Genomic DNA, 12,651 nt, shown 5'->3' with positions numbered 1-12,651 from the left:
TAAAAACTCGCCAGCCACCGAGCAACTGCTCATTAGGCCTGGCGAGTTTTTTACGCTTGTTTATTAAAGCCGTTTGGATAACGACGATTTAACGTTTCAATGTTCTTCGATGCAACTTCATCAAATGGAATATCTGCCCATTCAGCAATTTGGGAGAGATACCACATGACATCCCCTAATTCATGAACTAATTGTTCCCGATCTAAGGGATGCCCCTTAAACGTGTAGTCCTTAACTAAATCCACGACTTGGCCGGTTTCCCCCGCTAACCCCATCGCACAGTTAGTTAATACTTGTTCCGTCCCATAAAGCGTCCGCTTTGCTGCATCTTGATATTCATTGAATTCCATTAATCCGTTACCCCTGTTTGTTGTTCAATCCAATCCCAAATTTCTTGCTTTCCGCGCTTCGTTTTCGCTGAAAATAAGATCAATGGGGTGTTAGCTTGTAATTGTAATCCCTTCGTAATCGCCGAAATCGTTTTCGTGTACGAACTTGATTTAACTTTATCAATCTTCGTCGCTACAATCAAGGTTGGAATTTGATAATAAGCTAACCATTGATACATCATAATGTCATCTTCAGTCGGAGCATGCCGGCCATCAATTAGTTGGATGACACCCCGCAATTGATCACGTTGCGTTAGATAATGTTCAATCATTTGGCCAAATTGTTCCCGTTGTTTTTTTCGACACCTTGGCATATCCATACCCAGGCACATCAACGAAATACAATTTATGTTCAACATCGTAGAAATTCAACGTTTGCGTCTTCCCAGGTTGACTTGAAGTGTGCGCATAATTTTTCCGATTAATTAACACATTGGTCATCGATGATTTACCGACATTCGAACGTCCAACAAAGGCCACTTCTGGCCAGCCAGTATCTGGGTATTGGGCTTCTTTGACGGCACTCATCACTAATTCAACTTCATGTACGTCCATTCGTTTACCTCTTATGATGCCTTTAATACATACCGGGGAGCTGAGTGATGCGTCACGCAGCGCTTATCAATCACAACTTTTTCAACATCATCCCGACTTGGTAAATCAAACATGATGTCACGCATCACGTCTTCAATGATTGAACGTAAGCCCCGCGCCCCCGTTTCTCGCTTAATTGCTAATTCAGCCATCGCCTTTAAAGCACCATCAGTAAATTCTAGCTGACAATTATCTAGCGCGATTAAGGATTGATATTGCTTAACCAAGGCATTCTTTGGTTCCGTTAAAATCCGGACTAAATCAGCTTCGTCAAGCTTTTCTAGGGCCGTCATCACTGGGAGCCGCCCAATAAATTCAGGAATCAACCCAAACTGAAGTAAGTCTTCTGGCACCACGTGTTGGAGGATATTTTTATCGGTAATTTCGTCGATTTCACTTGAACTCGTCCCAAACCCGATTGTCTTATCCCCGAGCCGTTCCTTCACAATCGTTTCAATTCCGTCAAAAGCTCCCCCAACAATAAAGAGAATATTGCTGGTATCAACTTGAATAAATTCTTGTTGTGGGTGCTTCCGGCCGCCTTGTGGTGGAACATTCGCAATTGTCCCTTCGAGGATCTTTAAGAGGGCTTGTTGCACCCCTTCCCCCGAAACATCCCGCGTAATGGAAACATTTTCGCTCTTCTTCGAGATTTTATCGATTTCATCAATATAAATAATCCTTTTTGCGCCCGTTCAACATCAAAATCAGCTGCTTGTAACAACTTCAAAATAATGTTTTCAACGTCTTCCCCAACATAACCAGCTTCGGTTAACGTGGTCGCATCGGCAATCGCAAATGGTACATTTAAAATCCGCGCTAAGGATTGCGCTAAGTACGTCTTCCCGGACCCAGTTGGTCCAATCACGGCGATGTTACTCTTTTGTAATTCCGTATCATCTTCCGTGCCTTCAACCATCGCATTCACCCGCTTGTAGTGGTTGTAAACAGCTACTGAGAGCGTCTTTTTAGCATCTTGTTGGCCAATCACGTACTTGTCTAATTCAGCCTTAATTTGCGCTGGGGTTAAAACCTTTAACGTTTCTTGACTCGCATGATGCGCGTCTAGATTTTCTTGATCAATAATTTCTTGGCACAAGGCGACACATTCATTACAAATGTAGACTCCGGGGCCAGCAACGATTCGTTCAACTTCGTTTTCTGCTTTCCCACAGAATGAGCAGCGAACGTTTTGTTCATTCGTATCTTCGAACATTTAGGCTCCTCCTTTAATTTATCTTACCTATCATACCAGTTTTTGCTGGTTAATGGTAAATAAAAAGACCGGGCGCACCCGATCTAATTAATTAGCTAACCACAATTACTTGTCTTCAGCATCCTTCTTTAAAGTTTGCTTTGCAGAGTCAGCAATTAAGTCAACTGCCTTCTTCGTTTCAACATCGTGGGCTAACATGTCAGCAGATAAGACGTTCTTGATTGCGTCTTCTTCCATACCGTATTGAGCCGCTAATTCAGCAACTTCAGCGTTGATTTCTTCTTCCGTTGCTTCAAGCTTAGCATCCTTAACCACAGCGTGTAAGAGAAGTTCCGTCTTAACGCGCGTTTCAGCATCAGCTGCGAATTGCTTACGTAAGTCGTCTTCCGTCGTGTTCGTGATTTGGAAGTACATTTCTGGGTTAATCCCTTGTTGTTGCATTCCTGAAAGGTATTGTTGGACTTGACGGTTCGTGTCATCATCAAGCATTGATTGTGGAATCGCTTCGAATTCCGCGTTAGCAACGGCCGTTTGTAAGGCTTCGTTTTCAATTTCAGCCTTCGCAGCAGCTTGCTTTTGTTCCTTAATGGAATTCTTCGTCTTTTCCTTTAATTCGTCTAACGTGTCAACGTCTTCATCAACGTCCTTAGCGAATTCATCGTCAAGTTCTGGTAATTGCTTTTCCTTGATTTCGTGGATCGTTACCTTGAAGATAGCATCCTTACCTTCTAATTCCTTAGCTTGGTATTCGTCAGGGAAAGTAACTGAAACTTCAACTTCTTCGTCCGTCTTGTGACCAACTAATTGGTCTTCAAAACCAGGAATAAATTGACCTGAACCTAATTCAAGTGAGTAGTTGTCAGCAGAACCGCCGGCAAATTCTTCACCATCAACCGTTCCCACGTAGTCAATCACAACCGTGTCGCCGTTTTCAGCCACACCGTCTTCTTTTAAGACTAATTCAGCTTGTTGTTGCCGTTGACGTTCAATGGCTTCATCAACTTCGGCTTGGCTAACCCGCGTGTTTTGACGCGTAACTTCAAGGCCCTTGTAGTCACCTAACTTAACTTCTGGTTCAACGTCCACCGTTGCCGTTAACGTCCAGTCTTGACCCTTATCCATGCTCTTAACATCAATTTCTGGTTGTGAAACCGGCTTGATATCAGCTTCCTTAACGGCAGCTTCATAAGCTTCTGGTAAGACTTCGTTTAAGGCGTCTTGGTAAAGCGCTTCTTCACCGTACATTTGGTTAAAGATCGCCCGTGGCACGTGACCCTTCCGGAAACCAGGTACCGTAATTTGCTTTTGCGTCTTCTTAAAAGCCTTGTCAATTCCCTTCTTAATAGTTTCGACGTCGATAGTAAACGTCAACGTTCCGCGACTAGCGGCGCTTTCGCGTTCCCATGATGCTGACATGATCATTCCTCCAAAATATATTAATTCATGTGCCATTATCACTCATCCTCACTGGGTGAGCGTAACAGTCTTACATACTTACTGATTTTACTCCAATTCCACCGATTTAGCAATACTCGGCCTTGAAACCAAAAAAAAGAGTTCGGATAAACCGAACTCTTTTCAAAAAGTAAACTATTCGTTTAGATTAGTCTAACACTTCGGAAACCACACCGGCACCAACCGTGTGACCACCTTCACGAATCGTGAACTTAAGACCCTTTTCAAGGGCAACTGGCTTTTGAAGGGCAACAGTAAACGTTACGTTGTCCCCAGGCATAACCATTTCTACACCATCTGGTAATTCGATCGTACCAGTAACGTCAGTCGTGTGGAAGTAGAATTGTGGACGGTAGTTTGAGAAGAATGGCGTGTGACGACCCCCTTCTTCCTTAGTCATAACGTAGACTTCACCCTTGAATTCCTTGTGCGTTTGGATTGAACCTGGTTGTGCAAGCACTTGACCACGTTCGATTTGGTCGTGAGAAACCCCACGAAGAAGAACCCCAACGTTGTCACCGGCTTCCCCAAGATCAAGCGTCTTGTGGAACATTTCAACACCAGTAACCGTTGACTTAACGATGTCTTCCTTCAAACCAACGATTTCAACTTCGTCACCGACCTTAACAGTACCACGGTCGATACGACCAGAAGCAACCGTCCCACGACCAGTGATCGTGAAGACGTCTTCAACTGGCATCATGAATGGTAAGTCAGTTGGACGTTCTGGCGTTGGGATGTATTCGTCAACGATGTCAAGTAATTCTTCAACAACCTTCATTTGTTCTGGGTCACCTTCAAGAGCCTTGAGGGCTGAACCACGTACGAATGGAATGTCATCACCAGGGAAATCGTATTCGCTAAGTAAGTCACGAACTTCCATTTCAACAAGGTCAACTAATTCGTCATCGTCAACAAGGTCAGTCTTGTTAAGGAATACAACGATGTATTCAACACCAACTTGACGAGCAAGAAGGATGTGTTCACGCGTTTGTGGCATAGGACCATCAGTTGCGGCAACAACAAGGATAGCACCGTCCATTTGAGCGGCACCAGTGATCATGTTCTTAACGTAGTCGGCGTGACCTGGGGCATCGATGTGCGCGTAGTGACGCTTTTCCGTTTCGTATTCAACGTGGGCCGTGTTGATAGTGATACCACGTTCCTTTTCTTCTGGAGCAGAGTCGATCGTTGCGTAATCTTCTGCTTCAGCAAGACCCTTGTCAGCTAACACCTTCGTGATAGCAGCAGTTAACGTCGTCTTACCGTGGTCGACGTGCCCAATCGTACCAATGTTTACGTGGGGCTTTGTACGTTCATAATGTTCTTTTTCAGCCATTTATGAATCCTCCTAAAAAATAATTACAAGATTGATGTCAGTTCCCTGACACACCCTTATGAGATATTTTACTACTTCTCTAAACTGATTTAAAGGATAAAAATCAATTTGTTGAAGAATTCTTCATAATATTATCAGTTAAATCCAGGTTTGTAAACTGATTTCACGAATATATTTAACTTAACCGATTTATCAACCGCCCTAACCGATTTTGCCAGTCTTTGGCGGCTTGAATTTGCGGATCGTTATCCGTTTGCGAATACGCTGTTAAAGCTAAAAACCAGCTTTTCGGATCCACAATTGCTTGCTCAATTAGCGGGTATAACAAGGTCAATTGTAAATAAAACTCCTGCTGATACATTTGCAATGTCACCGGATCTTGGTCACCGTATTGGTGCATTAACAACTCGTTAATTGCTTGTACAGTGGGATGAACAAACAAATCACCAACTTGAGCCGGCGTCACCACATACTCCTGGTCATCTAACCATAGCATCGTAATCGGTTCTGCAATCATTAATTGCGATAACACTTGAAATAAACTCGAGCGAATTAACACATTGGTATATGGATCTCGTAACACAAATTTAGCTGCCCGTAAAAATTCAGTTAATGGCAGTTGGTCAGCGGCTACAAATCGTCGTTGTTGCTCCCGAAAAGTTTGGTCACCAATATGAATAAACTGGCGTTCAATTGTCGCAAGCATTGCTTGTTGACTTTGGCGCATCACTTGTTCGGCCTGCTCAATCTCAGTTAGCCACGCTTCCCGTTGGCCAGCTAATTTCCGCGCCGGAATAAATTGTTGATTGGCAATTGCCACCGACAAGGCCAACCGTTGCAAATTAGGTTGGGTTTGATAAGGGACTGGTTGTTCTTGAATCAAGTGCCAAGCCACCGCAAAATGGCGTAGTTCATATTCAGTTTGCACTAATAATTGGTGCACTGCTAAATCATCAACTTGTTGATTTAAATCATTTAACAATGGCGCCGCGGCTTGAAAATCTTGTTGGTCAACATAGCGTTGTGCTTGTTGAAATTGCTGTTGTTGGTTTGCGTCCATCTTACTTCCTCGTTGAAATACTAAAAGGAGCGGTCCTAAACCACTCCCTCATGCAATTAATTATTTAGTCGTTGCTTTTTGCTTGCCCCGGCCACGTCCCTTTTTAGGGGCTGGTTTTGCTGGTTTCGCGGCCGTTTTAGTAGCCTCGGCATTCCGATTCCGCCGCTTAGCGTGTTGATTAACTTCCATAATCACTGGCAAAATCACTGGATGCCGTTTCGTTTGGTTAAACAAGAACCGGTTTAATTTATCCCGCACATCTTGTTTTAACGTTCCCCAATCAAATTCCTTAGCATCAAAGTGTTCTTGGACCACTTCCTCAACTAAGTCGGCGCTTTGTTTCATTAATTGACGATTGGTCTTCACAAAGACAAAGCCACGCGACGTAATTTGAGGCCGGGCTACAATCTTTTTCTTCTTCCGATCAATTGTAACCACCACAACAAAGATACCATCTTCGGATAAAATCCGCCGGTCCCGGAGCACGATATTCCCAATATCGCCAACCCCAGTTCCATCAATCATAATATTCCCGGCTAAGACTTTTTCCCCGAGGTGGAAAGAGCCGTTCGTATAAGTTAGGACATCCCCACGGTTCAATAAGAAAATTTGGTCCGGGGTTAAACCAACTTCTTCAGCTAATAATGCATGTTGGTGTAACATCCGGTATTCCCCTTGGACCGGCACAAAGTTTTGGGGTTTGAACAAGTTTAATAATAATTGTTCATCATTTTGACTGGCATGTCCGGATGGATTTAAATCATCCGCAATAAACTTCGCCGTCGCACCAGCCTTATAAATGGCATCCTTCGCCTTTTGCACCACCGTTTCCACCGCATGTGAAGGCGTCGTAGTCACAAAAACTAAATCATTGGGTTTGAATTGTAAATCTTGATCTTCACCATTCGCAATGGCTAACAAGGACTTGATTGGTTCTCCCATCCGGCCTGTCACCAAAATCACTACTTCATCATCCGGTAAATCATTAGCTTCATCAAGTGAAATTAATAAATCATCACTTGGTAAGGATAATAAGTCTAAATCTAAGGCCGTTTGCACAATTTGTTCAATATCCGATCCTGACAAGACCACTTTGCGATGGGTATTTGCCGCCGCGTTTATAATTTGTTGCACCCGCATAATATTAGAAGCAACACTCGCCACGACAATCCGACTGAGTGTATTTTCAAAGGTATCTTCAATGTAGGCACTAATGTCTTTTTCCCGCGCACTGGCACCAGTAATTTCAGCCCCGGCCGAGTCGCTCATTAAGAGCAAGACCCCTTCAGAACCAATTTCAGCCATGCGAGCTAAATCCGTTTGGTACCGCCCCTTCGCGGTTTGATCGAACTTAAAGTCCCCAGTGTAAACAATATTACCTTCACTCGTGGTCAACACAATCCCTAACGAATCCGGAATCGTATGCGTGGTCGTAAAGAAAGAAACCTTGGCCGTGTCAAATTCAACTTCAGAATCGGCATCAACAACATGGAAGTCATTAAACTTTTTACTTTCTTTATTCCCCTTCACTGCTAATTTGGCTAAGGCAATCGATAATTCGCTCCCAAACACCGGCACGTTAAATTGTGCGACAAAGTATGGTAAGGCTCCAATGGCATCCGCGTGCCCATGAGTTAAGAAAACCCCTTCAATTTGGTCGGCATGGTCGGCTAAGTAACTCCAGTCAGGAATTACAAAATCAATGCCCATTAATTCATTTTCAGGATATTTCAAACCACAATCAAGAATGAAAATCCGTTCATCAACTTCGACCGCGTAGAAATTCTTTCCATTTTCGCGGACCCCACCAAAGGGGATCATTTTGATACTACTAGTCATAGTTACTCCTTTAAATTTTATTCAATTGTAAATACCTCATTCAACCGGTGGTCAAACGGGAATTTATTTTTAATCCTTGAACTAACTAGTTTCTATCTTACCATAATCTTCCTCGATTAAGCATTAATAAAAATCGGATTCGCCGGTATTAACCACGAATCCGATTCATAATTAAGCTAATCCACTTGGTTCATAACTGCCCCGGAATAAATTGTTCTTTAAATCTTCCGCTGATAATGGTGTTTGCATATCTTCAAACCCATTAAAATGCTGAATTGACATTAAGGCACCGTCTTGATAATGATTAGCACGTTTTTGCACATATGCTAATAATGAACCATCCACTAAATGTTGTACTAATTGACCACTCAACGTCTTGGTTGGGTTTTCAAAGCGATCGATCATTTCTTCTAATGCTTCTAGGTATTCTGGTCCCAATTGAATTTGATTGGCAAAGCGATAAAGCTGATTTAAAAAAGGCCAACCCTTCTGCTTCAAAAGCAGTATGGCACTTGGGTCTTCCGTCGCCACGGTTTCTTGCATCGCATCGGCACGCGCAATCACCTTATTAACTTCCTTGGTCGGTAACCCACTCGTCATAATAAAGTACCTCGACATAATCCGTAAGAAATACAAGGTGGCTAAGCGAATTCCGGTCGTCGCAAACGGATCTAAATCAAGCATCCGTAATTCAATGTAATCAACCCCATCCGTGGCCATATCATGTAATTTCCCTCGGCTCTTCAACCGAATTGCGCCATGGAATTGGGCGGTATCAATAATTGACCCATCAGCTACCCCGGCTTCAATTCGATCAACATAACTTTGCACTGTTGAATAATCACCTCGATACGCCATATCAAAGCCATAATGACTTTGCCGTAAACAACGGACTGGATGCGTTGGTTGATCATCACTGGCATCAAAGTAGCCGGCTTCAGCGACTGGTGAGGCCCCGAATAAATACGTCAATACCCACCGATAGCGCAAGAATCCTTGGGCTAATAAAATGTACAAATGATTTTTCAATTCCACCTTACTAGCAAATTGATCACTTAATTGATTCCAAATTAAATTAACCACCCGATCATCAATACTCAAACTAATATGGGCACCACATGGCAAACCTTTATTCACCCGCCCCATATTGGCTAATACCCCTTCTAAATACGCGTGTTTCTTAGGTGTTGTATAGGCAATTTCAATTTTGTCCGGATCATCGAAAACTGGTGGCATTGACAACGGCCATAATACTTCGCCCGGCGCTAACGAACCACGAAGCGCATTTTGAATACTATATAAATAATGAATGGCATCCCGGGAGTTACTTGCTGCCGGCGTCACGACTTCGGTCATCGTTTCCGTAAAGTCCTTCGTAATCCACGGACTATCGAGCGAATTCCTGCCGGCGTCGGCGCTTCACTAATCCATCCTTGATTACTAGCCCGATGCATTTCGACTTCCAGTCCCATATTAAAATCCGAAGTTTGAGCAACGACTTCGTTTTCAAAAATTGTTTGTCCAATTTGACTAAACATTTTTCGCTTCCTCCCAATCAAACTTAATCTGTTTTTAATCGAATTTTAATTTATCTTACTCGATATCGATATATATGTCAAAGTGAAATTGAACTTTTAAGAAAATAAAAAACAGGCCAAGGAAATAACTTCCCAGACCTGTAAAATTCGTGATATTGAATTTTTGATTACCGACGTAAACCAAGACACTTGATTAATTCACGGTAAGCTTGGACGTCCGTCCGACGTAAGTATGCTAACAAGTTACGACGGTGACCGATCTTCTTCATTAACCCACGTTGTGAGTGGAAGTCATGCTTGTGAACACGAATGTGTTCGTTCAATTCGTTAATGTCAGCCGTCAAGACAGCAACTTGCACTTGAGTTGAACCCGTGTCACCTTCGTGCGTTGCGTATTCCTTGATGATTTCGTTCTTACGTTCCTTTGAAATAGCCATAATACTATTTACCCACCTTTCAAAATTTGAAAATACCCGATTCTAGGTAAAACGTCGGTGAGGATCGTTAAACCGAGAAAGGGTTAGTTGTTATTACAACTACTCTAATATACTAGATTGCCTAATAATGCGCAAGTAAAACTCATCATAAACTTGGCTGGTGAAGTATTGCATTCAACCTTGCAGTTCGGTATAATGAAATACGTTGAAAAAAATCTGGTCAACTTAAAACCAACAAATGGAGGTGAAATTCATGCCAATCATCAAGTCAGCTATCGAACGTGTACGTGTAAATGAAAAGGCAGCTGCTCGTAACTCATCACAAATGAGTGCTATGCGGACTGCAATTAAGAAGTTTGACAAGGCTAAGCTCGCCGGAGCCGACAACCTTGAAGAACTTTACAAGAACGCTGTCTCAGCTATTGATCGGGCTCACTCAAAGGGTTTAATCAAGGCTAACAAGGCCGCTCGTGACAAGTCACGTTTAGCCGCTCGTTACGCTAAGTAATGTGCGTTCACCAATATTTAAAAACCACGCAACTAAATTTTAGTTGCGTGGTTTTTTTTGTTTATTGCGCTTGCCGACTAAATTGTAAGAGAAACATCTGAAATAAAAGTTCTGGATCACGAGTTGTCGACTTCAATTGCTGTTCAGTCGTCACTAACCCCATTTGCGCTTTAAACAAGGCTGCCAATTGATATTGCCGAACGGTTTGCAACGCTAATTTAACCCGATACGGATGAACCTTTAATTGTTTCGTAATGGTACTTTCACTTAGCCCCCGTTGCGCCAAGATTTTAACTTGAATCAATAACCGAAACTGACTCACTAAAACCGCATTAATTTGCAAGGGCTGTTGTTGAGCAGCAATTAATTGTTGATACAAATCCATCGCCTGCCCTTGGCGACGTTGTAATACGGCTTGCACCAAATCAAAGACATTCTCATCTAATGATTGTGGAACCAGTCCGGCAACGGCCGCTTTGGTAATTACTTCTTCATCATGCGCATAGAGCAGCAACGAACTTAAATAATTCATCATTTGACCGTAATCAGCATTCGTTCGTTTAACCAACTCATCCATCGCCCCAGACTCAAAGTGAAACCCTTGAACTTGAGCGCGTTGTTCAATCGCTAAACGGGCTTGTCTTTCGGCTAGTGGCGCCGCACTAACCTCCACCGCCACTTTTTTCAGAGCTTTAGTGACCGCTTTCCGCCCATCGAGTTTTTCATATGGTGCTAATAAAACCAACGTCGTGTTCAATTCGGGATGCGCTAAATAATCTTGCAGTAGCGCCGGATCCTGTTTCAAACTCCCGCGACTTGTGCTCCCCGTTAAAAAAACTCGGTTTTTGTAAAAAGACCAGCCGCCGTTCACCAAAAAAACGGCGCAGCTTTGGCATCGGCTAAGGCGGTCGCAAGTGGCGTTTCTTCTAAATCAAAGGATGCCACATTCATCACGCGTTCTTCTTCCGGAATTAACGTTAAGAAAGCTTGTCGCGCCTCATTTTGCAATTCACTTTGCGTCCCCAGGACTAAATAAACTTGGGCGGTCGAAGCCGTTTTTAATTGTTGTTTGAGGGTTGGGATATCCAAAATGTTTCATCTCCATGTAATTTCGTTGTTAATTGAGTCTGACGGCCTCGATAGCGGAAGCGAATCATGCCATATTGTTGGGTCGATAAGGGCTTAACTTGTTGGGCAGCTAACCGATCCAATGTCGCTTGATGCGGATGCCCATACCGATTATGCCGGCCAGCCGAAATGATACCAAATTTAGGTTGGACGGCCGCTAAAAATTCTTCGCTACTTGATGTCCGGCTACCATGATGACCTAATTTTAAAACGGTCGCTTGCAGGCCTGGATAGCGTTGCAATATTTGCCGCTCACCACTCATTGGTAAATCACCAGTGAATAAGTAGCGATAATTACCAAATTGCCCCCACAAAACCAATGAATCTTCATTTTTGGCATGTCCAGGTTGAACTGGCGCTAACAATTTTAACTCGGCGACCGGTAATTTAACTTGCGTCGTAACTGGTAGCACTGGAATCCGCGCCGGTACCCGTTGCCGAAATTTGGTTAATTTTTCCATTCCGGCGGGCACGACGACTTGTCGCACCGCTAAATCATGCGTAATCCGTGGTAAGTAACCAATATGATCAACATCACTATGCGTTAGCCAGACCACATCGAGGCGATGGATTCCCAAACTCTTTAAATAGTTAACGGTGGCTTGTTGGGCAGCATCCGTCGTAAACGTACCTTGCGCCCAGCGGGGTTGAGGAAACCTAAGTTGGCCGCCGGTATCAATTAGCATTACCCGCCGATTAAAGGGTTCCCGAATTAAAATACTATCTCCTTGACCGATATCAACAAAGGTCACTTCACCGCTTAATGGGCAGTGAATCATTACGTATAATCCACTATAACACATTAACACAATTCCCCACCAAGCAAATTGCCGTTTTTCTAACGCCACTAACGTTAACAAAGTCACGATAATCGTCATTAGGACCCCAATTTTGCCAAAGTGGATTTCCCCGGGAAACGTCGTTAACGCTAATAGTCCTTGATCAATTAGTTTTAAACTGCTGTTCACCCATTGACCAATCCAAGGAAGCCACCCTTGGGTTAGCACTGCTACCACAATAGCAGGTAACATAAAGCGTTCGAATACCGGAATCATTAGGTAATTGATAATAAAACTGAGCAGATTAACTTCATAAACACTATGTAATAGCGGCCCTAAACTCACCAAACCAATAAAACTCGCACTTTC

Annotated in this window: 8 protein-coding genes and 4 pseudogenes; 1 reads left to right on the top strand and 11 read right to left on the bottom strand. The window is 43.2% G+C overall.

Going from position 1 to position 12,651, the window contains the following annotated elements; genetic code table 11:
- Nucleotides 1–50: 50 nt before the first annotated feature.
- The 9 genes and pseudogenes from JCM14505_RS06800 to rpsO all read right to left on the bottom strand — a co-directional run bounded on the left by JCM14505_RS06800 (nucleotide 51) and on the right by rpsO (nucleotide 9,867).
- Complete coding sequence (locus JCM14505_RS06800) at nucleotides 51–350, bottom strand: nucleoside triphosphate pyrophosphohydrolase family protein (protein WP_054653608.1); 300 nt, start codon at nucleotides 348–350, stop codon at nucleotides 51–53.
- Nucleotides 350–944: pseudogene (yihA, locus tag JCM14505_RS06795) on the bottom strand (ribosome biogenesis GTP-binding protein YihA/YsxC). Before yihA ends, JCM14505_RS06800 begins: the two are co-directional and overlap by 1 nt.
- 11 nt (nucleotides 945–955) lie before the next feature.
- Nucleotides 956–2,199: pseudogene (gene clpX / locus JCM14505_RS06790) on the bottom strand (ATP-dependent Clp protease ATP-binding subunit ClpX).
- Between the two features lie 105 nt (nucleotides 2,200–2,304).
- Nucleotides 2,305–3,615, bottom strand: coding sequence for a trigger factor (tig, locus tag JCM14505_RS06785; RefSeq protein WP_054653606.1), 1,311 nt, complete (start codon nucleotides 3,613–3,615; stop codon nucleotides 2,305–2,307).
- A gap of 187 nt (nucleotides 3,616–3,802) precedes the next feature.
- A complete protein-coding gene (gene tuf, locus JCM14505_RS06780) occupies nucleotides 3,803–4,993 on the bottom strand; it encodes an elongation factor Tu (RefSeq protein ID WP_054653604.1) in 1,191 nt (396 codons plus the stop codon).
- 175 nt (nucleotides 4,994–5,168) lie between these two features.
- A complete protein-coding gene (locus JCM14505_RS06775) occupies nucleotides 5,169–6,053 on the bottom strand; it encodes a hypothetical protein (RefSeq protein WP_054653602.1) in 885 nt (294 codons plus the stop codon).
- 60 nt (nucleotides 6,054–6,113) lie between these two features.
- A complete protein-coding gene (locus JCM14505_RS06770) occupies nucleotides 6,114–7,892 on the bottom strand; it encodes a ribonuclease J (RefSeq protein WP_054653600.1) in 1,779 nt (592 codons plus the stop codon).
- A gap of 171 nt (nucleotides 7,893–8,063) precedes the next feature.
- Nucleotides 8,064–9,430 (bottom strand): annotated as a pseudogene (locus JCM14505_RS06765) (glutamate--cysteine ligase).
- Nucleotides 9,431–9,597: 167 nt separating this feature from the next.
- Entirely contained in the window at nucleotides 9,598–9,867 is a 270-nt protein-coding gene (rpsO, locus tag JCM14505_RS06760; RefSeq protein WP_054653598.1) for a 30S ribosomal protein S15, read from the bottom strand.
- Nucleotides 9,868–10,120: 253 nt separating this feature from the next.
- Between rpsO and rpsT the strand changes: the two genes are divergently transcribed.
- Nucleotides 10,121–10,375, top strand: coding sequence for a 30S ribosomal protein S20 (gene rpsT, locus JCM14505_RS06755; protein WP_054653596.1), 255 nt, complete (start codon nucleotides 10,121–10,123; stop codon nucleotides 10,373–10,375).
- Between the two features lie 61 nt (nucleotides 10,376–10,436).
- Here rpsT and holA read toward each other — a convergent pair.
- Nucleotides 10,437–11,464: pseudogene (gene holA / locus JCM14505_RS06750) on the bottom strand (DNA polymerase III subunit delta).
- Nucleotides 11,434–12,627 (bottom strand): DNA internalization-related competence protein ComEC/Rec2, encoded by a 1,194-nt coding sequence (locus tag JCM14505_RS06745; RefSeq protein ID WP_162200502.1) that lies wholly within the window; start codon nucleotides 12,625–12,627, stop codon nucleotides 11,434–11,436. Before JCM14505_RS06745 ends, holA begins: the two are co-directional and overlap by 31 nt.
- Nucleotides 12,628–12,651 lie beyond the last annotated feature (24 nt).

The sequence above is a fragment of the Limosilactobacillus equigenerosi DSM 18793 = JCM 14505 genome, assembly GCF_001311375.1.
In the GTDB taxonomy this organism is placed as follows: domain Bacteria; phylum Bacillota; class Bacilli; order Lactobacillales; family Lactobacillaceae; genus Limosilactobacillus; species Limosilactobacillus equigenerosi.
This window is presented reverse-complemented; position numbering and strand designations above follow the sequence as displayed.